Here is a 21372-nt window from a genome sequence, read left to right as displayed (position 1 = left end):
TTCGAGGCCAGCATCAGCTTACTTCCTAAGCTCCTCAAAGGTCCTGACAACCGTTGGGTCGCCCTAGTTCGCCTACGCATTCACCGACAATCATTGGGCCGTCTTTCATCGGAGGCAACTCCTCTTGGGGGTGCTTGGCTCGGAAGTCAGCGGTAAGGATTATCGATTGTGGGAAAAGGGCGTCGCAGGAGCAACGAATGTGACGGCAGAGTCAATCGTTGGTGACGATGGCCCTGAAGAAAATCAATGTTCTCAGGAGGCGCGAAAATCGTCGAATGTGACGAACTACATTTTTCTTTTACTTCAACTGGATAGCGCAAGCATCCTCTCAAGGGATGAGAGCTTTGCCGTAGTTATTCTCGCAGCTTTACGGGTTGCTACCGCCTTGCTAAAGCTTGCTCGGGGAAGCGGGGCATAGCAGCATGACGATCTGGTACTACACTGTTGGGCAGGAACGCGAAGGGCCTGTCAGCAAAGAGCAAGTCCGCGCGTTGATTGCAAGCGGCAAGATTGTCCGCGATGCCTATGTCTGGCGGGAGGGGATGGCGGACTGGGAGATTGTTGGGACGCATCCCGAGTTTGCAGACGCTTTTGTTACGCCGCCTCCGGTTCCAGTCGTGACACCTCCGCCGGTTCCGTCGAAGTCTCAGCCCCTTGGTTCAGGCTTTACTGCCTCGGAGCCAGTTCAGCCAGAGATGGATGCTGCTCCTCGCTTGCGCCCGTGGCCCCGATTCTGGGCGCGAATATTTGATATGTTGCTGATCGGGCCGTTGCTGTCCGTCTGTATCGTCGTCGCTTCAGCCCTGTACGCCCCGCGTCTCTACATGACCATCTTCACCTATGATATGCTCTTCGGCTTCATCATTCTCCCACTTGTCGGCGTCGTGCTGGCGATTTGTATGGCTCTGTTCGGTAACACGCCGGGTAAGGCCATCTTAGGTGTGCGGGTTCCGGTGACGCCGGAAGCCAATCGATTTTCGTTCTATCTCAAGCGCGAGTTCAAGGTGTGGTTCTGGGGCTTTGCCCTTGGCATTCCGGTTGTGTTTTTGATCACCTTCATCGTTCAATATTGGCGCCTGGCCACAGGTCGTCCCGCTGTCTATGACAAGCACAATCTGCCTGTCGTCGCCAATCCGAGCAAACTGCGTCTAACCCTCGGCATTGCACTCGTCGCAGGTCTTTTAGCCGCGAACGTCGCAGGGTGGCGAATGGAGGACAAAGCAGAGGCCGATCTCACGGCTACTCACTATTGGGTCAATCCGGTTACGGGGAACACGGCCACGATCAAAAAACACTGGGAGCTTTTGCCTGACGATCCTGAAGTCCCGAATGCTTTTATCTTCGTTGCCCGCAGGCTGCTGATGGAGGGTCTTTTCAGCTATTTGGAGCTTCCTGCTGAAAACGTCGACCTGCGCGCATATGCTGCCTTTTACGCGGCGCGACTGAAAAACGTCACCTTGACGTCGGATTGGCAGCCGGTTGCGGTGAATCGTGTGCGGGGACTTCGGGCAAGTGGCGTCAGCACCAAGGATGCAAACCAACTGGTAGAGGTGACCGTTGTTGTGGATGGGCGTAATGCGTGGCGGTTATTGATGTTCACCGAGGGCGGCTCGGACTTGCAAACAAGCGAGCGGGAAGACTTTGTCCATGAGCTGTTCGGAACGGCTCGATAGCCCTTCCGATGTGCCCTCCAAGCCCTCACATTCGACCGCATCTTGGCGAAACCCGCCGATCCGAGTTCCGTCATACAAAATTATCGTCCTGCTATGGTCTGCTAAAACGCAGCCGGGAAAACGAGGCGTGAAACGGTATGGCTGACTGGTATTACACCATCGGGCCGAAGCGCGCAGGACCCGTCGACGAGGAGATTATTCGCAGGCTGATCGAGACTGGTCATGTCACCCGCGACGACTACCTCTGGCACGAACAGATGACGGACTGGGAGAAGGCCGGTCTCAATCGCGTTTTTGCCGATAGTTTTGCATCACTGGCCCTCGGGTCTGAGGAACAGCGTGTCGCGCCGAAACCGTTCTTTTTGCCCGCGCGTCCTTGGCGCCGCCTATGGGCAAGGCTTTTCGATCTATTGATGATGTCACCTTTGTTCACGATCGTCGGACACGACATCTTGGTTGCTGCTTACCTCTATTTCCATGGGAACCGACCCGGTCTTCTCCTCGCTGCACTCGTCCTGTATCTAATGCTGATCTCTCTCGCAGCTATGATACCCGCAATAGGCATGGCTTTATTTGGCACCACGCCAGGCAAGGCCATATTCGGCGTATGGGTGTTTGCGCCTCACGAGAGTTTTTGGCCACGTTTCAGATTTTATTTCGGTCGCGAGTACAGGGTGTGGTTTTGGGGGTGTGCGATGGGCATCCCGCCGTTGTTCATTCTCACATTCCTTTTTCAGTACAGGCGACTGAAGGTCGATCTGAACGCGAGCTATGACAGGGAACGCTCGAGTGTGTTGGTGCTTCGGCCAAGCCGCATTGCAGCCTTGATCATGGTGCCGGTTATGCTGCTTCTCATCGGTTGCGCTATTGTAAATGTGAGCGACTATCGCTCCGACGAAAGGATCACTGCGAGCCATGGCGCTCTTCCCGTGCCATCTTACGAAAGTGTCCCCTTCGATCGGATGGTCGTACCGAATTTGACACCGACCGACTCAACCAAAACATGGGTGAATCCCAGGTCGGGCAGGGGCGCCAGGATCAGCAAAATCTGGGAGCACCCTTATAATGACTCCTCTAAAGACACCTTCGTCTTCCGGGCGCCGACGCTGGGGATGACAGCACTGGTTTCCCACGAGCTTATTGGGAATGACGGCGCCGATCCGACGGCTTATCTGAAGGATCTGGAAAGACGCGTCGACCATATTATGAAACCGACCTCCGATTGGGGGGCAGCATATGTCAACGGAGTGCAGATCATGCGGGTATCCGGAATTGCCACGACTGCATCGGAAACACGCGCAGAACTCACGGTTTTCATGAGGGGTGGAAATGCCTGGCTGGCCTTGATAGTGACGCCAGGAAATTCCGAACTGCAGTCGATCGAAAGAAAGAATTTTTTGAGTGCGATATTCGGAACAGTCAATTGAGTGGACGTCCGTTCCCGTTGGCTCCTGGTCGCCCGATCCTGTATGGCGAAGGAAATCCGCCAGTTGTCGCGGATTCAGGCAAGTTACGCCTCATCGTGGCGATCAAGAGCTCAATGGTCTTTTCGGTTCGGAGTGCTCTTGTCACGCCGACTTTACTGCGTCTGCCTGTGCGGCTTCGCGTTTAGGGCTATAAGGGGAGCTTCGTATGCGTTTTGTCGACGGCCTTGGGAGAAAAAACACTGACTGACATCATGTCGTATATCGCGGAGCGTCGTTCATGATCGTCGGCATCGTTCTGACGGTCGCCTTGCTGTTGTTTCTGATCGCTTTCCCGCGACATCTGAAACCTGTTGTGGCGGCACTTGCCGTGGTGTGGGCCTGCCTCGGAGGCTGGGTTTTGTTTGATTGGGTCCGCTCTGGCGAAAGGCTGGAGAAGATCATTGCCACGGCGGCCTATGATCCAACCTGTCGGGATGAGAATGCGCCGATCCGGGTGAGCTTTCAGAATACCAATGATGTGGCGGTCGAGCGGTTGACCTATACGCTGGAAGGTTTTGAGCCTGCCTTCCGTGCGCCGATTTCGCTCGAAGCCTATCAGCCGAACGAAAGGCGGTTGGGGCCGCATGAGAGCTATGCTGCGTGCCGGCCATTTCGGTTGCGCAGCAATGAGCAGGCCGACCCCGCGCGGCTGGAATGGCGTGTGACGGTCAACTCAGCAGATTTCGAGTGAGCTTCCTGATGGCGCGGCGATACGGCATCGGCCCGAGAATCGGACTCGATTTTCGGAAAGCACGATGCGTAGATTCAAAAAGGTAAAGCGTCCTTTGTGCGTCCAATAGGACGCACGGCGCTTTAGAGTCTCTGCGCTTCGCCGTGCGATTTGTCATGCTTCGATCAGAAGCGCGCGCCTTTTTCGGCGATCATCTTCGTCAGGCTGCCATCCGCCGGAAAAAGCGGGATGAGGCAGGCTTGAAGGGCGTGGTAGATGTCTCCCTTGCCGGGGAAGAGAGTGTTGGCCGGAACGAGGTCTTCCGTCAGTTCCTCATGCCAGCCACCGAACTGATGGTCGAGGAATGTGTTGGCGATCGTGCTCCAGATGCGGCGATAGCTATCTTCGTAGAATTCGTCGGCGGGCAGATGCTCGTTGAGGAAGTGTGCCGCACCGGCGGCTTCGCACATCGGCCACCAGAGCTTTTCCGTCTTGGCAGGCGTGTTGTCCCAATCGAGCGTATAGAAGAAACCGCCTTTTTCGCGGTCCCAGCCGAGCGCCATGGACTGGACGAAGAGTGACTTGGCGGCGGTCGGCATCCAGTCGTGCTTGCGCTCACCCAGGATCCAGAGCTGCAGGATGAGGCGCGACCATTCCAGCCAGTGGCCGGGCGTGGAGCCTGAGGGGCGGAACATTTCGTTGCCGCGATAATCCTTGTCCAGCACCCAGTTCTCGTCGAAATGCTCCGGCACGCGGAAGTCGAGCGCGCCAGCGGCGCGGCGGATGATGAGGTCGGCAATGCGTTCGGCCTTGATGAGGTAGGACGTGTCGCCCGTGGCTTCGAAGGCGGCCATCAGGGCTTCGGTGAGGTGCATGTTGGAATTCTGGCCGCGGTAATTCTCGATCGGCGACCAGTCGCGGTGGAACTCCTCATTGATGGCGCCGTGCTTCTCTTCCCAGAATCGGGTTTCGAGAACCTCGGTCACATCGGCCAGCATCGCATCGGCCAGCGGATGACCGACGACCTTGGCGGAGGAGGCGGCGAGCAGCACGAAGGCGTGGCCGTACCCCTGCTTGGTGGCGTCGGCAGGGCCGTTGTCGTCCACCTGCCAGAAATAGCCGCCATGCTCCTGGTCGCGGTGCTTGTCCCAAAGATAGGTCATGCCATGGTCGACAATATCGCCGCAGCCGGGGCGACCGAGCAGGTGTCCGATGGAGAAGCAATGGACCATGCGGGCAGAAGCGTGGATGCCGCGCACCGGATTGTCGGAGGAGAGGGGAGCGCCTTTCCGGTCGAGATCGAAGAAGCCGCCTTTGGGATTGACCGCGCGATACTGGAAGAAGTCGAAGAGGCCTTCCGCCTGCTTTACCAGCCATTGGCGATGCCAGGGCAGCGTGCTCCAATAGGCTTTCGTGCTTTCCGTCTCGGTCATCCGTTCCTCCTTTGATGCGCCGTTGGAGCATACCTATATCTTTGAGGCGCAAGGGTGTCATCCACGGTCGGAATTTCGTAGCTTCCTTTTTAGTCCAGAACCGCGAATGCCGGATGATATGTTGACATAAAGATATCTTTATGTGACTTGATATCTTGCTGATTTGCAAAGAATGAGGAGTGAGTGCCGATGTTGGACGATCTGTTTGGCCCCCTGGGCGGCAAACGCGACGGCGCGGAAATTCTGAAGGCGCTGAAACAGGCGGCTGAAGAGCGCATCCTCATTCTCGATGGCGCCATGGGCACGCAGATCCAGGGCCTTGGATTTGACGAGGACCACTTCCGCGGTGATCGTTTCATTGGCTGTGCCTGTCACCAGAAGGGCAATAACGACCTTCTGATCCTGACGCAGCCGGATGCGATCGAGGATATCCATTTCCGCTACGCCATGGCGGGGGCGGATATTCTGGAGACCAACACGTTTTCGTCCACGCGCATCGCGCAGGCCGATTACGAGATGGAAGGCGCGGTCTATGACCTCAACCGCGAGGGCGCCTTCATCGTGCGTCGCGCCGCCCAACGCGCCGAGCGCGAGGATGGCCGCCGCCGTTTCGTCGCCGGTGCCATTGGCCCGACCAACCGCACCGCGTCGATCTCGCCGGATGTAAACAATCCCGGATACCGCGCCGTCAGCTTCGATGATCTGCGTCTCGCCTATGGTGAGCAGATCGACGGCCTGATCGATGGTGGTGCCGACCTCATCCTTATTGAAACCATCTTCGACACGCTGAACGCCAAGGCCGCGATCTTCGCCTGCGAGGAGCGCTTTGCTGCCAAGGGCATTCATCTGCCAGTGATGATCTCCGGCACGATCACCGACCTTTCCGGTCGCACGCTGTCGGGCCAGACGCCGTCGGCCTTCTGGAACTCGGTGCGTCACGCCAACCCGTTTACCATCGGCCTGAACTGTGCGCTTGGCGCAAACGCTATGCGTCCGCATTTGCAGGAACTGTCGGATGTGGCCGATACCTTCATCTGCGCCTATCCGAATGCCGGCCTGCCGAACGAGTTCGGCCAGTATGACGAAACGCCGGAGATGATGGCGGCACAGGTTGCCGAGTTTGCCCGCGAAGGACTGGTCAATGTGGTGGGCGGTTGCTGCGGCTCGACGCCGGAGCATATTCGCGCCATTGCGGACGCCGTGAAGGGTTTTGAGCCGCGCAAGGTGCCGGAACACAAGTCCTTCATGTCGCTGTCCGGCCTCGAGCCTTTCGTGCTGACCAAGGACATTCCCTTCGTCAATGTCGGTGAGCGCACGAACGTGACGGGCTCTGCCAAGTTTCGCAAGCTGATCACCGCTGGTGATTATACGGCTGCACTTGCCGTCGCCCGCGATCAGGTCGAAAACGGCGCGCAGATCATCGACATCAACATGGATGAGGGCCTGATCGACAGCCAGAAGGCCATGGTCGAGTTCCTCAACCTGATTGCCGCCGAGCCGGATATTGCTCGCGTGCCGGTGATGATCGACAGCTCCAAATGGGAGATCATCGAGGCTGGCCTGAAATGCGTTCAGGGCAAGTCGATCGTCAACTCCATCTCGCTGAAGGAAGGCGAGGAGAAGTTTCTCGAGCAGGCGCGTCTGGTGCGCAATTACGGCGCTGCTGTCGTCGTCATGGCTTTTGACGAAGTGGGGCAGGCCGATACTTACCAGCGCAAGGTTGAAATCTGCACGCGCGCCTACAAGCTCCTGACGGAGAAGGCCGGGATTTTACCCGAAGACATTATCTTCGACCCGAATGTGTTTGCTGTCGCAACAGGTATCGAAGAGCACAATAATTACGGCGTGGACTTCATCCAGGCCACCAAGACCATCCGTGAAACCATGCCGCTCGTGCATATTTCCGGCGGTGTCTCGAACCTGTCCTTCTCCTTCCGCGGCAACGAGCCGGTGCGTGAGGCGATGCATGCCGTGTTCCTGTATCATGCGATCCAGGTCGGCATGGATATGGGCATCGTCAATGCGGGCCAGCTTGCGGTCTATGAGAGCATCGATGCGGAACTGCGCGAGGCCTGCGAGGATGTGGTGCTGAACCGCAACCCCAACGCGACCGAGCGGCTGCTGGAGATTGCCGAACGTTACCGGGGTACGGGTGCCAAGGAAGGCAAGGTTCAGGATCTGTCGTGGCGTGAACTCCCCGTTGAGAAGCGGTTGGAGCATGCGCTGGTCAATGGCATCACCGAATACATCGATGCCGATACGGAAGAGGCGCGCCAGCAGGCGGCCCGTCCGCTGCATGTCATCGAAGGTCCGCTGATGGCGGGCATGAATGTGGTCGGCGATCTCTTCGGTTCGGGCAAGATGTTCCTGCCGCAGGTGGTCAAATCCGCCCGCGTGATGAAGCAGGCTGTTGCCGTTCTTCTTCCCTACATGGAAGAGGAAAAGCGCCTGAATGGCGGCGATCAGCGCAAGTCGGCCGGCAAGGTGCTGATGGCGACGGTGAAGGGCGATGTCCACGATATCGGCAAGAACATCGTCGGCGTTGTTCTCGCCTGCAACAATTACGAGATCATCGATCTCGGCGTCATGGTGCCGACCACCAAGATTCTCGAAACGGCTGTTGCGGAGAAGGTCGATGTCATCGGTCTTTCCGGCCTCATCACGCCGTCGCTGGATGAAATGGTGCATGTGGCCTCCGAGATGGAGCGCATGGGGCTCGACCTGCCGCTTCTGATCGGTGGGGCGACGACGAGCCGCGTTCATACGGCGGTGAAGATCCATCCGCGTTACGAGAAGGGCCAGGCGATCTATGTGACCGACGCCTCGCGCGCGGTCGGCGTGGTTTCTGCACTGCTGTCGGAAGACCAGAAGCCAGCCTATATTGACGGCATTCGCGCCGAATATGCCAAGGTTGCCGATGCGCATGCGCGCAATGAACGCGAAAAGCAGCGCCTGCCGCTGTCGCGTGCGCGCGAAAACGCGCAGAAGGTCGACTGGACGGGCTACCAGCCGGTCAAGCCGCAATTCATCGGTACAAAGACCTTCGAGGGTTACGATCTCGAAGAGTTGTCGCGCTATATCGACTGGACGCCTTTCTTCCAGACCTGGGAATTAAAGGGTCGTTTCCCGGCCATCCTCGAGGATGAGAAGCAGGGAGAGGCAGCGCGTCATCTTTATGCCGACGCACAGGCCATGCTGAAGAAGATCATCGAGGAAAAGTGGTTCCGCCCGCGCGCCGTGATCGGCTTCTGGCCGGCCAATGCGGTGGGAGACGATATTCGTCTGTTTACCGATGAGAGCCGCACCTCGGAGCTTGAGACCTTCTACACGCTGCGTCAGCAGCTTTCCAAGCGCGATGGACGGCCCAATGTCGCACTGTCGGATTTCGTCGCGCCGAAAGACAGCGGCATTGCCGACTATGTCGGCGGCTTCGTGGTGACGGCGGGTATCGAGGAAGTGGCCATTGCCGAACGTTTCGAACGGGCCAATGACGACTATTCATCCATTCTGGTGAAGGCGCTGGCTGACCGTTTCGCAGAAGCCTTTGCCGAGCGCATGCATGAACGGGTGCGCAAGGAGTTCTGGGGCTATGCGCCGGATGAGCGCTTCAGCAGTGAAGACCTTGTTGGAGAGGCCTATGCCGGTATTCGCCCGGCGCCCGGCTATCCGGCCCAGCCCGATCATACGGAGAAGGACACGCTCTTCCGCCTTCTGGATGCGACAAACCAGACGGGCGTGGTGCTGACGGAGAGCTATGCCATGTGGCCTGGATCGTCTGTCTCCGGTCTCTATATCGGCCATCCCGAGAGCTATTACTTTGGCGTTGCCAAGGTGGAGCGGGATCAGGTGGAAGACTATGCTCGGCGCAAGGGCATGCCCGTGAAGGATATTGAGCGCTGGCTTGGACCAGTGCTGAACTATGTGCCGGTGGATGCGGCGAAGGATGTTGAGACGGCGGCTTGATGGGGTGGGTTTGGGTCTTACGTAAAGCGTGAGACGCGACACCCCCCTCTGTCCTGCCGGACAGAGGGCGTATCGTTCCGCCATTTCTGACGTCGAAAAGAAAGAGGGGCCTCGCAGCCCCTCCAAAACCTTCCAGCGCGAAAACCCTTAGCCGACCCCGCGCCAGCCATTTCTCACATCAATAGACGACGACGCCGCGGATGCTTTCGCCCTTGTGCATCAGGTCGAAACCCTTGTTGATGTCTTCAAGCGGCATGGTGTGGGTGATCATCGGGTCGATCTGGATCTTTCCTTCCATGTACCAGTCAACGATCTTCGGAACGTCGGTACGGCCGCGGGCGCCGCCGAAGGCCGTGCCCATCCAGTTGCGGCCGGTGACCAGCTGGAAGGGGCGGGTGGAGATTTCCTGACCGGCGCCTGCAACGCCGATGATGACCGATTTGCCCCAGCCGCGATGCGAGGCTTCGAGCGCCTGACGCATGACCTTGGTGTTGCCGGTGCAATCGAAGGTGTAATCTGCGCCGCCGATCAGGTCGCCATTGCGCTTCGTCATGTTGACGAGATAGGGCACGATGTCACCATCGACTTCCTTCGGGTTGACGAAGTGCGTCATGCCGAACTTTTCGCCCCAGGCCTTGCGCTCAGGGTTGATATCGACGCCGATGATCATATCCGCACCGGCAAGACGCAGGCCCTGAAGCACGTTGAGGCCAATGCCGCCGAGGCCGAAGACGATCGCCGTCGAGCCGATCTCGACCTTGGCCGTATTGATGACCGCACCGATGCCGGTCGTCACGCCGCAACCGATGTAGCAGACCTTGTCGAAAGGCGCGTCAGGGTTGATCTTGGCAACGGCAATTTCCGGCAGGACCGTGTAATTGGCGAAGGTGGAGCAGCCCATATAGTGGTGGATCTTGTCCTTGCCGATGGAAAAACGGCTGGTGCCGTCCGGCATCACGCCCTGGCCCTGCGTGGAGCGGATGGCCGTGCAGAGGTTGGTCTTGCGCGAGGTACAGGAATAGCATTCGCGGCATTCCGGCGTGTAGAGCGGAATAACATGGTCGCCCTTCTTGACCGAGGTGACGCCGGGGCCGACGTCGACGACGATACCGGCACCTTCATGGCCGAGGATCGCGGGAAAGAGACCTTCCGGATCGGCGCCGGAGAGGGTGAAATCGTCCGTGTGGCAGATGCCAGTCGCCTTGACCTCGATCAGCACTTCACCGGTGCGCGGGCCTTCCAGCTGAACGGTCATAACTTCCAATGGCTTGCCTGCCTGAACGGCGACTGCGGCGCGAACGTCCATCGTCTCGTCTCCTTCGTGTTTTTGTCATTCGTGGAAGCACTTTTTGCCCGACGCGGGCCTCATGAACAAGTGCAGTTGCGGCAATTCCTCAAACTTCCGCGACCTCTGTCATCTTGAGGCGGCGGGCGCTCAGCCTTTCGCGCCAGATGATGAAGAGGCCGGATGCAACGATGATGACGATGCCGAGCCATTTGGACGGTGTCGGAAAATCGGAAAACAGCAGGTATCCCAGAATGGTGGCGGAGATGATCTCGAAATACTGAAAGGGGGCAAGCAGCGACACCGGCGCCAGCCGAAAGGCCTTGACCACAAGCAGGTGCATGTAGCCGGAAATCGAGCCGAGAAGGATCAGGAGAACAAGGCCGTGATCCCAGCCGGGGAGGGACATTTCGAAATTAGCATCCCCTAAGCCAGTGCCGATCAAAAGAGCGCCGCCCATGAAGATCGTTCCGGCAATGCCGGCCATGGTCTGCATCACCAGCGGGCTGTCGCCATCACCGATCGCGCGGTTGAGGAAGAGATAGAGGGTGAAGAGGAAAGCGCAGGCGACCGGCAGAAGCGAGGTGAGGCCGAAAAGCTCGAAGCTTGGCTGGATGACGATCATCGCGCCGATGAAACCCACGGCGATGGCGCTCCAGCGCATCCAGCCGACCCGCTCGCCTAGAAACAGCGCCGACATGATGGTGAGCAGGAAGGGCTCGACGAAATAGATGGCGAAGACATCGGCCAGCGGCATGTATTTGACGGCGGCAAAAAATGTCAGGCTCGCGGCGGCATGTAGCACGCCGCGCAGCAGGTTGAGCCAGGGGCGCTTGGCATGGATCAGCGACTTCGGCGACATGAAGAGCAGCAGCGGCAGGGTGCAGACCAGCTGAAAGAAGAAGCGATAGAAGGTGACCTGGCCGGGAGACATGCCGGCATGGGCCATATATTTCGCAATCGCATCCATCACCGGCAGCACGATCATGCAGGCTGCCATGATGAGCATGCCGCGGACCGGCTGGCTGACGCTGTGCGAAGAGGACATGGGAGATTTCCGCATTTCGGGATGAGGTGGTCGCGGCAGATTAGAGGATTCTTTGGCGGTTGAAAGCGCGTTCTCGCCTTTCACTTGCCTAACCCCGCCGCCATCACGTCGCTTTTCAAGCCGTCACGCAATTTCCATGGTGTCTTTATCGTCGAGCGGTTATAGCGGGCAAAAGACATCCGATGCTTGGAATGGAGATATCAGTGGAACGCACCTGTCTTGCCGTCATTCTCGCCGCCGGTGAAAGCACACGCATGAAATCCTCCATGTCGAAGGTTTTGCATCCGGTTGCTGGCCGTCCGATGATTGCGCATGTGATGCAGGCGGTTTCCGGTGCTGGGGTTTCCGCTGCCGCGCTCGTTGTCGGGCGCGATGCGGACAAGGTGGCGGATGCCGCGCGGGTGGCGGGTGTTTCCGTCGAGCCGTATTTGCAGAAGGAACGGCTTGGCACGGGCAACGCCGTGCTTGCGGCGCGCGACGCCATCGAGAAGGGCTTCGACGATGTTTTGATCGCCTATGGCGACGTACCGTTGCTGACGGCGGAGACGCTGAACCGGGCGCGCCAGGCGCTGACCGACAATGTCGATGTCGTCGTCATCGGGTTTCACACTGACAAACCAACGGGTTACGGGCGTCTTCTGGTGCAGGATGGGGAGCTGGTCGCCATCCGCGAGGAGAAGGATGCAAGCGACGAAGAGCGCAAGGTCACATGGTGCAATAGCGGCCTGATGGCGATCAATGGTCGCCGGGCGCTGGATCTGCTCGACCGCATTGGCAACAACAATGTCAAGGGCGAGTATTATCTGACCGACATCGTCGAGATTGCCCGTGCAGAGGGCGGCAGGGCTGTGGCTGTCGATGCGCCCGAAACGGAAATGACCGGCTGCAACAACCGCGCCGAACTTGCCATCATCGAAAGGCTCTGGCAGGAGCGGGCGCGTCATCAGTTGATGATCGACGGCGTCTCGATGATTGCGCCGGAAACCGTTTTTCTGTCCTGGGATACCAAGATCGGTCAGGACGCGCTGATCGAGCCGAATGTGGTGATTGGTCCTGGCGTCACCATCGAATCGGGTGCCGTCATTCATGCCTTCTCGCATCTGGAAGGCGCGCATGTCAGCGCCGGGGCAACCGTTGGTCCCTATGCGCGGCTTCGTCCGGGCGCCAATCTGGCGGCGAAATCCAAGGTTGGGAATTTCTGCGAAATCAAGAAGGCTGAGATCGGCGAGGGTGCCAAGGTCAATCACCTGACCTATATCGGCGATGCGTTCGTCGGCGCGGGCAGCAATATCGGTGCGGGTACGATCACCTGCAATTATGACGGCATCAACAAGCACGAGACGCGAATCGGCAAAAATGCCTTTATCGGCTCCAACTCAGCACTCGTGGCACCCGTGACCATTGGCGATGATGCTTACGTTGCGTCCGGTAGTGTGATTACCGAGGATGTTCCCGGCGATGCGCTGGCCTTCGGTCGGGCACGCCAGGAGGTCAAGGAAGGCCGCGCCAGTGTGCTTCGCGCCCGCGCCCAGGCGATCAAGGATGCCAAGAAGAAACCGGCGTAACCGTCTGACAAAGGTAACGAATAGACATTGAAAGTGACCGCTGTTGCGATTGCGGTTTTTGCGGAAATCGCTACGACTTCCGCCCATTGAAAAAGCATCCGTCAGGAGACCTGACTCGGTTTTCGGATCATCGGATGCTCACCAAAAAATCTTGGAGACCTGTATGTGCGGCATCGTAGGAATTGTTGGAACGCAACCGGTTGCGGAGCGCCTTGTGGATGCGCTGAAGCGGCTGGAATATCGGGGCTATGACTCCGCAGGCGTCGCAACGATCCATGATGGCGCAATGGACCGCCGCCGCGCCGAGGGCAAGCTCTTCAATCTGGAGAAGAAGCTCTTCGAAGAGCCGCTTCCCGGCATCACCGGCATCGCGCACACCCGCTGGGCAACGCACGGGGTTCCGAACGAAACCAATGCCCATCCGCATTTCGTCGATGGCGTCGCCGTCGTTCACAACGGCATCATCGAGAATTTCTCCGAGCTGCGTGAGGAGTTGAAGGCTGAGGGCGCGACCTTCACCACCCAGACCGATACGGAAGTGGTGGCGCAACTGCTTGCCAAATTCACCCGTGAGGGACTGTCGCACCGCGATGCGATGCTGACGATGCTGAACCGCGTGACCGGCGCCTTTGCGTTGGTGGTGATGTTCCAGGACGAGCCGGGCACGCTGCTTTCCGCCCGTTCCGGTCCGCCGCTTGCCGTCGGCCATGGACGCGGTGAGATGTTCCTTGGGTCGGATGCGATCGCGCTTTCGCCCTTCACCAACGAGATCACCTATCTGGTGGATGGCGATTGCGCCATCATCACCGCAGCCGGTGCCGAGATCATCGATTTCGCCGGCAAGCCGGTGCAGCGCCAGCGGCAGATTTCCCAGGCGACGGCCTATGTGGTGGACAAGGGCAACCACCGCCACTTCATGGAAAAGGAAATCTACGAGCAGCCGGAAGTCATTTCCCATGCGCTCAGCCACTATGTGGATTTTGCCGACAAGCGGGTCAAGGATGTCGATCCGGCGATCGATTTTTCCAAGCTGACCGGCCTTGCGATTTCCGCCTGTGGAACGGCCTATCTGTCCGGCCTGATCGGCAAATACTGGTTCGAGCGTTATGCGCGTCTTCCGGTCGAGATCGATGTGGCATCCGAATTCCGCTACCGCGAGATGCCGTTATTGCCGACGCAGGCCGCCCTCTTCATCTCCCAGTCCGGTGAAACGGCGGATACGCTCGCCTCGCTGCGCTACTGCAAGGAGAACGATCTGAAGATCGGCGCGGTCGTCAATGTGCGCGAATCGACCATTGCGCGTGAATCCGATGCGATCTTCCCCATTCTGGCTGGCCCCGAAATCGGCGTTGCCTCCACCAAGGCCTTCACCTGCCAGCTTGCCGTTCTGGCTTCGCTGGCGATCGCAGCCGGTAAGGCGCGTGGCACGCTGACGGCGGCGCAGGAAACCGAGCTTGTCCGTCATCTGATCGAGATGCCGCGGGTGATGAGCGAAGTGCTGAACGCCATCCAGCCGCAGATCGAAACACTCTCTCGCGATCTCTCGCGCTTCAAGGACGTGCTTTATCTCGGCCGCGGCACATCCTTCCCGCTGGCGCTGGAAGGCGCGCTAAAGCTCAAGGAAATTTCATACATCCACGCGGAAGGCTATGCCGCTGGCGAGTTGAAGCATGGGCCGATCGCGCTGATCGACGAGAACATGCCGGTCATCGTCATTGCGCCGCATGACCGCTTCTTCGAGAAGACCGTCTCCAACATGCAGGAGGTGGCAGCCCGCGGTGGGCGCATCATCTTCATCACCGATGCGAAGGGTGCGGCGGCCTCGTCGCTGGAAACCATGGCGACCATCGTGCTGCCGACCGTCGATGAACTCATTGCGCCGATGGTCTTTTCGCTGCCGATCCAGCTGCTTGCCTATCACACGGCCGTCTTCATGGGCACGGATGTGGACCAGCCGCGCAACCTGGCAAAGTCGGTTACGGTGGAATGATTGTCCGGCCGGAACAGCTCGGCGATCTCGACGCGATCGGCGTCGTGACGCAGGCGGCGTTCCAGGATGTTCCCTATAGTGACCATAACGAGCACCTCGTCATCGAACGCTTACGGCGGGCCGGTGCACTCGCTGTTTCGCTTGTTGCGGAGGAGGACGGGGCGATCACAGGCCATATCGGCTTTTCGCCTGTCGGACTTTCTGGAAGCAGTGACATCTGGTTCGGCCTTGGTCCGCTTTCCGTGTTGCCGGAATGGCAGGGGCGGGGTGTCGGTTCGGCGCTCGTTCATCGCGGCCTCGACGCGTTGCGCCAGCTGAATGCCAGCGGATGCGTCGTCATGGGCGATCCGGCCTACTATCGTCGCTTCGGTTTTCACCACGATGAGCGACTGAAGGCCGAGGGGATTGATGACGAATATTTCATGATCCTGCCCTTGCAGGGCGGAACGCCGTCCGGCATTGTCCGTTATCATCAGGCATTCTTCGGTGACATCGCCTAGAGCATTCCGGTGATAACGGGACCACCTTCAATGCTCTCGGTCCCTGTTCTGCCGCATTGTCCGACGCCAAAGCGATCATGCTTCGGCTGGAGATGCTCCAACATTCAGTGAGTTGATGACGGATCACCCAATCAGAATTTCCTTCGCGACACGCCTGCGTAACAGCTTTCTGACCGGCGTTCTCATTCTGGCGCCCGTCACGATCACGATGTGGCTGGTATGGACCTTTCTGCAATGGGCCGATAGCTGGGTGAAGCCGTATATCCCGACGCGGTACGACCCGGAAGAATATTTCAACGTCGCCATTCCCGGTTTCGGCCTGCTGATTGCCGTCATCGGCATCACGGTCATCGGTTTTCTCGGCAACAATCTGATCGGCAAATGGATCGTCGGTGTCGGCGAATCCATCCTCAACCGCATGCCGCTGGTGCGGCCGATCTACAAGAGCATCAAGCAGCTGTTTGAATCGGTGCTGAAGGAGCATTCCAATTCCTTCAAGCGCGTCGGCATGATCGAGTTTCCGTCGCCCGGCACCTGGGCCATGGTCTTCGTCGCATCCGAGGCCAAGGGCGAGCTTGCCTTCCGCTTCAATGAGTTAGGTCAGGAAATGGTGGCGGTGTTCCTGCCGCCAACGCCGGTTCCGACGGCGGGCTTTCTGCTTTTTGTGCCGAAGGACAAGATCATCATGCTCGACATGTCGCCGGAGGATGCCGCAAAGCTGTTGATTTCCGGCGGTCTGGTCGCCCCCGACTTCGAGCCGCCCAAGGCGCTTGCGCCCGTCTGACCTGCCTGCACCCGTGGCTGGATCGAATCACGAATTTACCTCAATGTTGCCTCGAACATTTGGGGGAAAGATATGCGCTTTATTCGAAACGGGGTTATTCCGGTCTTCTCGACGATCGTCTTCGCCTTCTTCGGTCTCCTGCTGACCGGATTGCCGGGATACAATATCGTGACGACGCTTGACGGACAGCCTATCGCCGGTGCCCCGACACCTGCGCAGGTCGATGCCATGATTTCGCAAGGAGAGAGGATGGACAGCCATGTCGATTTCTATGGCATCGTGCTGCCCGGCGAGCCCTTGTTCTGGATGATAGGGATCATTCTGGTGGCAGCCTTCATCGGCTACAAGCTCGGCTCGGCTTTCAAGATTCCGGCTGCCGCATGATTGGTGGGGAAGGGCGCCAAGCGCGCCGCTTCCCTTTTTTGTGTAGTTAGCGTGCCTTAAGCGTCGCCAGTTCTTCCACCCCTACATGGCTTTCCACGGCGCTGCCGCGAAGGTGAAGATAAAGCCCGATGAAGAAGGCAAGCACTGCGATGAAGACCAGGTACCAGGCATGCGCCATGGGGTTGATCGCAAGCGCTGAGCTGACCGCAATTGGCGTCAAGCCGCCGAAGACGGCGTAGGAGACGTTATAGGCGAAGGAGAGGCCTGAGAAGCGGACCGATGCCGGGAAGGCGCGGACCATTACATAGGGAACCGCACCCGCCATGCCGACGGAGAGACCCATCACCGCATAAAGCGCAAACATGGTGGTGAGCGACGTTCCGGCATAGCTGTAAAAGGTGAAGGTGGCGACGCCGAAGAAGATGCTGGCACCCATGAAGAAGATGCCACTGCCGATACGGTCGATCAGCGCGCCGGCGATGATCACACCGAAGATCAGGAACAGTGTGCCGAAGCTCGTGCCTGCCAGTGCTTGCGTCGGCGTGTAGCCGTAAAGCTTCTGCAGGAATGTTGCCGTCATCAGCGTCGTGACGACGATGGCCGCGGACAGCACCCAGGTGAGCAGCGCCGAGACCACGACACCGCGCATATGGTTCTTCAGGACGAGGCTGAGCGGCAGCTTGTCCGAGAGCGATTTGGAGTTCTTCATCTGCGTGAAGATCGGCGTTTCTTCCAGCCAGCGGCGCAGATAGACGGCGATCAGGCCGAAGATACCGCCAATGAGGAAGGGGATACGCCAGGCATAGCCAGACACGTCTTCCGGCGTGAAAATGGTGTTGATGGCAAAGGCGATGAGCGAGCCGAGCATGATGCCAAAGGAGAGGCCGGAGGTCAGCAGACCACAGGCAAGGCCGACATAGCGGAAGGGAACGTGTTCAGACACGAAGGTCCAGGCGCCGGGAACCTCGCCGCCGATGGCCGCACCCTGGAGCATGCGCAGCACGATGAGCAGGATCGGGGCTGCAACGCCGATCGTCGCATAGGTCGGCATCAGCGCCATGCCGAGCGTGGAAAGCGCCATCAGCAGGATCGAGAAGGCGAAGACGCGCTTGCGGCCATAACGGTCGCCATAATGCGCCAGAATGATGCCGCCGATGGGACGGACAAGATAGCCAGCAGCGAAGATGCCGAAGGTCTGGATCATCACCAGCCAGTCTGGCATGTCCGGCGGAAAGAAGAGGTGGCCGATCACGGTCGCGAAGAAGACGAAGATGATGAAGTCGTAGAATTCCAGCGCGCCGCCGAGGGCGGAGAGGCCAAGCGTTCTGTAATCCTGCGCATTCAGCGCGCGGGCGGGAACCGGGGTCGTGGTGGGAGACATGAGCGGTTTCTTCTTTCAGAGATCGTTCCCTGTGCCATGCGGTATAGCCGCCGCTAATTCAAGTCTTTTGTCGGCAGATGTCACAGGCTCTTTTAACGCGCGTCGTAATCGTCCAGATTCGCTCCTTGCGCTTGAGTTGGTCCTTTCACCGCATGTCGTTATCGCAAAACCGCTGCACACCTTTGCGCGGACGATGCTTCAGTTGATCCTGCACAGGATGGCGGTGGTATCGTCCGATTGTTTAAGGCGCGGATATTTCAGCCCTTCTGGATCGATCTCCCGCTCCAATTGGCGAAGCTCCTTGATCAAGCTCGGCAAACCTGCGGTGACGGCGCGGCGGATGAGGGAGCCCGGCGTGTATTGCCCGTAAAGGCTGACAAGATCGGCCAGACCATCGGAGCAGATAATGGCCGTAGCGCCGCCGGCGATGTCGATCGTCGCGGTGGCAATGTGGTCAGCCGTTTCGGGAACGAGGCTCAAGGACCAGACGGTGCCGTCTGCCGTGTTCTGTCTTTCGCGGTTTCGCCGAAGGTCGGCGAGCGTCTTTGGATCGCTGGTTGCCATGCCCGCAGCACCAATGCCACCCAGACGCGCGACATGGGCGCGGGCGGCGGCCTGCTCTCGCTCGAAGGCGTCGTGTAGCGCCATCAGACTTTCCTCGCGGCCATCATCGTGAAGAATATAGGCGACGCTATCGCCGAGGCCTGCGAATTGCAGTCCGTTTGGTGTGACGCGCAAGCCTGCGAGTGCCGCGACCGGCCAGGCGTAGCGCGGCTGATCGCCGGCCAAGGCCTCGAAGCTGATCCTGGCATCTTGCGAGATGCGGCGAATGATGTCTGCGAAATCAGCCTCAGGCGTAACCTCGCTCATCAGGCGCTTGGCCGCGAACTCGGCAATCCATGCGGCATCGGAGCCGAAACCCGTCATGAACTGCTGGTCGCCGAGGCCGGTTGCGCCATCGACGACGAATGCGCTGGAGGCATTCCACGCCAGACGATCTTCGTTGGCGCGCTCTGGCTTGCCGGGATCGCTGATGCTGTCGATGACGTCAATCTGCATGGGTATCACTCGAAGCGGTTGATGATGCTGATGCCGCTATCCTTGAAGCTGTCCATGGCGGGGAGCGCCGTGACGGCATCGGTCAGCGAAATATGTTTGCCGATAAGCTTTTGCGGCGAAAGCTTGCCGGTGCGGATCATCGCCAGCATATCGTCATAGCGCCAGGCCTGCATGCCGTGACTGCCATAGATTTCGAGCTCGTGGGCAATGACGCGTGCCATCGGGATCTGCGGCATGGAATGATCGGCGAGCATCAGGCCCACCTGGACGTGGCGACCACGGCGTCGCAGGTTGCTGATGGAGTTGCAGCAGGTTTGCGGGTGTCCGAGCGCATCGACGGAGACATGCGCGCCGCCGCCGGTCGCATCGCGCACCGCTTCGGTCACATCGGCAACATTGCGGCTGTTGATGGTGACGGTGGCGCCGAGTTCCTTGGCCAACGCCAGCTTGTCGTCGGCAATATCGATCGCGACGATCTGCGCGCCGAGACCGGCGCCAATCATGATGGCGGAAAGGCCAACACCGCCGCAGCCGTGAACCGCGAGCCACTCGCCACCCTTCAGGCGACCCTGATCGACAACGGCGCGGAAGGAGGTGGCAAAACGGCAGCCGAGGCTTGCCGCGGTATCAAAGCTCATCTCATCCGGCATATGGACGAGATTCTGATCGGCATAGTCGATTGTGACATATTCGGCGAAGGAGCCCCAATGGGTAAAGCCCGGCTGAAACTGCGTTTCGCAGACCTGCTGGTTGCCAGAGCGGCACTCCTGGCAGTGACCGCAGCCGGAGACGAAGGGAACGGTGACGCGGTCACCGACCTTGAAGCGCATCACATTCTTGCCAACGGCGGAAATCACGCCTGCGAATTCGTGACCCGGCACATGGGGCAGGTTGATGTCGCTGTCATGCCCCATCCAGCCGTGCCAGTCGCTGCGGCACAGACCGGTTGCCTTGACTGAAATCACCACGCCGCCCGGCGTGGGTTCAGGGTCCGGCAGGCTCGCAATTTTCGGAGCTTCGCCAAACCGTTCGTAGAATAATGCGCGCATAGGTGCCTCCTGATCTGGCCCGGAGTTACCCGGTTTTTCGGCCCCGAAACAGTGCGCTACTCTGCTACAATCATCAAATCTTCTGATGCAAAGTGCAGCGTGATCCGCTCGCCAATGGCAGGTGGCGCCGTGCCGGGATCGTTGAACATGTCGAAGGAAAGCACGCTGCCGCCGACATCGATACGGGTTCGGATGACCGAGCCGAGGAAGTGGCTTGAGGTAACGACGCCGGAAATGGCGACATCGCCCTTGGCGCTTTCTGCAAGCGATCCTGCTTCCGGACGAAGCGCAACGGTGACCTTTTCGCCATTGGCTTTTGCAAGCGGTTTTTGCAGCGATACTTTCTGATCGCCGATCAGAATCGTGCTCGTCGTTGCATCGACAACGGTGGCATCGATCAGGTTCAGCGTGCCGACGAAGGAGGCGACGAAGCGGGTGGCGGGGTTGTTGTAGATCTCGAAGGGCGAGCCGATCTGGTCGGCGCGTCCGGCATTCATCACCACGATGCGGTCGGAAATCGACAGGGCTTCTTCCTGGTCATGGGTGACGAAGATGGTGGTGATGCCGAGTTTGCGCTGGATCTGACGGATTTCCTCGCGAAGCGACACGCGGATCTTGGCGTCGAGGGCGGAAAGCGGTTCATCGAGAAGCAGGACTTCCGGCTTTGGCGCCAGCGCGCGGGCCAGCGCAACGCGCTGCTGCTGGCCGCCGGACATCTGGAAGGGATAACGGTCTGCCAGATGTTCAAGATGGATGAGCGCCAGCATTTCCTTGACGCGCGCATCGATTTCCGACCTTGGCTTGCCCGCGACCTTGAGGCCGAAGGCGACGTTTTCGCGGACATTCATGTTGGGAAACAGCGCATATGCCTGGAACACCATACCGATATTGCGCTGATTGGGTCGAAGTGTCGTCTGGTCCTTGCCATTGATGACGATGGCGCCATCGCTTGGCGTCTCGAAGCCCGCGATCATGCGCAGGACCGTCGTCTTGCCGCAACCGGATGGGCCGAGGAAGGAAACGAATTCGCCCTTCTCGATGGCCATGTTGAAGTCATGTACGACCTGCACCGGACCAAAGGACTTCTTAATGTGCGTGAGTGTCAAAAAGCTCATGTAAAAT

Annotated in this window: 17 protein-coding genes; 10 read left to right on the top strand and 7 right to left on the bottom strand. The window is 59.0% G+C overall.

The window, feature by feature from the left end; genetic code table 11:
* The first annotated feature begins 124 nt into the window (after nt 1-124).
* The 4 genes from EYC79_RS18720 to EYC79_RS18705 all read left to right on the top strand — a co-directional run bounded on the left by EYC79_RS18720 (nt 125) and on the right by EYC79_RS18705 (nt 3830).
* Nucleotides 125-418 (top strand): hypothetical protein, encoded by a 294-nt coding sequence (locus tag EYC79_RS18720; RefSeq protein WP_130979041.1) that lies wholly within the window; start codon nt 125-127, stop codon nt 416-418.
* Nucleotides 419-422: 4 nt separating this feature from the next.
* A complete protein-coding gene (locus EYC79_RS18715) occupies nt 423-1673 on the top strand; it encodes an RDD family protein (RefSeq protein WP_130979039.1) in 1251 nt (416 codons plus the stop codon).
* A gap of 137 nt (nt 1674-1810) precedes the next feature.
* On the top strand, nt 1811-3100 hold the full coding sequence (locus EYC79_RS18710; protein WP_130979037.1) for an RDD family protein: 1290 nt from the start codon (nt 1811-1813) through the stop codon (nt 3098-3100).
* Between the two features lie 277 nt (nt 3101-3377).
* Nucleotides 3378-3830, top strand: coding sequence for a hypothetical protein (locus EYC79_RS18705; RefSeq protein ID WP_111846879.1), 453 nt, complete (start codon nt 3378-3380; stop codon nt 3828-3830).
* 164 nt (nt 3831-3994) lie between these two features.
* Here EYC79_RS18705 and EYC79_RS18700 read toward each other — a convergent pair whose 3' ends face one another.
* On the bottom strand, nt 3995-5242 hold the full coding sequence (locus EYC79_RS18700; protein WP_113271487.1) for an AGE family epimerase/isomerase: 1248 nt from the start codon (nt 5240-5242) through the stop codon (nt 3995-3997).
* Between the two features lie 189 nt (nt 5243-5431).
* On the opposite strand from EYC79_RS18700, the gene metH reads away from it, so the two are divergent.
* A complete protein-coding gene (gene metH / locus EYC79_RS18695; RefSeq protein ID WP_062426466.1) occupies nt 5432-9205 on the top strand; it encodes a methionine synthase in 3774 nt (1257 codons plus the stop codon).
* Nucleotides 9206-9383: 178 nt separating this feature from the next.
* Here metH and EYC79_RS18690 read toward each other — a convergent pair whose 3' ends face one another.
* Nucleotides 9384-10511, bottom strand: coding sequence for an S-(hydroxymethyl)glutathione dehydrogenase/class III alcohol dehydrogenase (locus EYC79_RS18690; protein WP_112360256.1), 1128 nt, complete (start codon nt 10509-10511; stop codon nt 9384-9386).
* Between the two features lie 88 nt (nt 10512-10599).
* A complete protein-coding gene (locus EYC79_RS18685; protein WP_062426468.1) occupies nt 10600-11538 on the bottom strand; it encodes a DMT family transporter in 939 nt (312 codons plus the stop codon).
* Nucleotides 11539-11741: 203 nt separating this feature from the next.
* Between EYC79_RS18685 and glmU the strand changes: the two genes are divergently transcribed.
* The 5 genes from glmU (at nt 11742) to EYC79_RS18660 (ending at nt 16761) form a co-directional block, all read left to right on the top strand.
* Nucleotides 11742-13103 (top strand): bifunctional UDP-N-acetylglucosamine diphosphorylase/glucosamine-1-phosphate N-acetyltransferase GlmU, encoded by a 1362-nt coding sequence (gene glmU, locus EYC79_RS18680; RefSeq protein ID WP_130979035.1) that lies wholly within the window; start codon nt 11742-11744, stop codon nt 13101-13103.
* 163 nt (nt 13104-13266) lie between these two features.
* On the top strand, nt 13267-15093 hold the full coding sequence (glmS, locus tag EYC79_RS18675; RefSeq protein ID WP_130979034.1) for a glutamine--fructose-6-phosphate transaminase (isomerizing): 1827 nt from the start codon (nt 13267-13269) through the stop codon (nt 15091-15093).
* Nucleotides 15090-15593 (top strand): GNAT family N-acetyltransferase, encoded by a 504-nt coding sequence (locus tag EYC79_RS18670; RefSeq protein WP_130979032.1) that lies wholly within the window; start codon nt 15090-15092, stop codon nt 15591-15593. The genes glmS and EYC79_RS18670 overlap by 4 nt, the downstream gene beginning before the upstream one ends.
* 115 nt (nt 15594-15708) lie before the next feature.
* The gene (locus EYC79_RS18665) at nt 15709-16377 is read left to right on the top strand and encodes a DUF502 domain-containing protein (protein ID WP_062426471.1); all 669 of its coding nucleotides are present in this window, start codon (nt 15709-15711) and stop codon (nt 16375-16377) included.
* A gap of 72 nt (nt 16378-16449) precedes the next feature.
* Nucleotides 16450-16761 (top strand): hypothetical protein, encoded by a 312-nt coding sequence (locus tag EYC79_RS18660; RefSeq protein ID WP_130979030.1) that lies wholly within the window; start codon nt 16450-16452, stop codon nt 16759-16761.
* Between the two features lie 46 nt (nt 16762-16807).
* Here the strand turns inward: EYC79_RS18660 and EYC79_RS18655 are convergent, their stop codons facing one another.
* The 4 genes from EYC79_RS18655 to EYC79_RS18640 form a co-directional block, all read right to left on the bottom strand.
* Nucleotides 16808-18142, bottom strand: coding sequence for an MFS transporter (locus EYC79_RS18655; RefSeq protein ID WP_062440447.1), 1335 nt, complete (start codon nt 18140-18142; stop codon nt 16808-16810).
* A 198-nt stretch (nt 18143-18340) separates the two neighbouring features.
* Nucleotides 18341-19201 (bottom strand): PP2C family serine/threonine-protein phosphatase, encoded by an 861-nt coding sequence (locus tag EYC79_RS18650; RefSeq protein WP_130979028.1) that lies wholly within the window; start codon nt 19199-19201, stop codon nt 18341-18343.
* Between the two features lie 5 nt (nt 19202-19206).
* Nucleotides 19207-20250 (bottom strand): zinc-dependent alcohol dehydrogenase family protein, encoded by a 1044-nt coding sequence (locus EYC79_RS18645; protein ID WP_130979026.1) that lies wholly within the window; start codon nt 20248-20250, stop codon nt 19207-19209.
* A gap of 56 nt (nt 20251-20306) precedes the next feature.
* Nucleotides 20307-21365, bottom strand: coding sequence for an ABC transporter ATP-binding protein (locus EYC79_RS18640; protein ID WP_111846888.1), 1059 nt, complete (start codon nt 21363-21365; stop codon nt 20307-20309).
* Nucleotides 21366-21372 lie beyond the last annotated feature (7 nt).

The organism is Agrobacterium cavarae, assembly GCF_004310285.1.
Taxonomy (GTDB): Bacteria; Pseudomonadota; Alphaproteobacteria; order Rhizobiales; family Rhizobiaceae; genus Agrobacterium; species Agrobacterium cavarae.
Note: the sequence above shows the minus strand (reverse complement) of the source record. Positions and strands in the feature narration are given on the sequence as shown.

What these genes read in the sequence shown, in the direction of transcription:
- EYC79_RS18690 (WP_112360256.1), bottom strand. Translation starts at nt 10,511, where the DNA reads ATGGACGTTCGCGCCGCAGTCGCCGTTCAGGCAGGCAAGCCATTGGAA.
- EYC79_RS18655 (WP_062440447.1), bottom strand. Translation starts at nt 18,142, where the DNA reads ATGTCTCCCACCACGACCCCGGTTCCCGCCCGCGCGCTGAATGCGCAG.
- EYC79_RS18705 (WP_111846879.1), top strand. Translation starts at nt 3,378, where the DNA reads ATGATCGTCGGCATCGTTCTGACGGTCGCCTTGCTGTTGTTTCTGATC.
- glmS (WP_130979034.1), top strand. Translation starts at nt 13,267, where the DNA reads ATGTGCGGCATCGTAGGAATTGTTGGAACGCAACCGGTTGCGGAGCGC.
- EYC79_RS18685 (WP_062426468.1), bottom strand. Translation starts at nt 11,538, where the DNA reads ATGTCCTCTTCGCACAGCGTCAGCCAGCCGGTCCGCGGCATGCTCATC.
- EYC79_RS18670 (WP_130979032.1), top strand. Translation starts at nt 15,090, where the DNA reads ATGATTGTCCGGCCGGAACAGCTCGGCGATCTCGACGCGATCGGCGTC.
- EYC79_RS18645 (WP_130979026.1), bottom strand. Translation starts at nt 20,250, where the DNA reads ATGCGCGCATTATTCTACGAACGGTTTGGCGAAGCTCCGAAAATTGCG.
- EYC79_RS18710 (WP_130979037.1), top strand. Translation starts at nt 1,811, where the DNA reads ATGGCTGACTGGTATTACACCATCGGGCCGAAGCGCGCAGGACCCGTC.
- EYC79_RS18665 (WP_062426471.1), top strand. Translation starts at nt 15,709, where the DNA reads ATGACGGATCACCCAATCAGAATTTCCTTCGCGACACGCCTGCGTAAC.
- EYC79_RS18660 (WP_130979030.1), top strand. Translation starts at nt 16,450, where the DNA reads ATGCGCTTTATTCGAAACGGGGTTATTCCGGTCTTCTCGACGATCGTC.
- EYC79_RS18640 (WP_111846888.1), bottom strand. Translation starts at nt 21,365, where the DNA reads ATGAGCTTTTTGACACTCACGCACATTAAGAAGTCCTTTGGTCCGGTG.
- EYC79_RS18650 (WP_130979028.1), bottom strand. Translation starts at nt 19,201, where the DNA reads ATGCAGATTGACGTCATCGACAGCATCAGCGATCCCGGCAAGCCAGAG.
- metH (WP_062426466.1), top strand. Translation starts at nt 5,432, where the DNA reads ATGTTGGACGATCTGTTTGGCCCCCTGGGCGGCAAACGCGACGGCGCG.
- EYC79_RS18715 (WP_130979039.1), top strand. Translation starts at nt 423, where the DNA reads ATGACGATCTGGTACTACACTGTTGGGCAGGAACGCGAAGGGCCTGTC.
- EYC79_RS18700 (WP_113271487.1), bottom strand. Translation starts at nt 5,242, where the DNA reads ATGACCGAGACGGAAAGCACGAAAGCCTATTGGAGCACGCTGCCCTGG.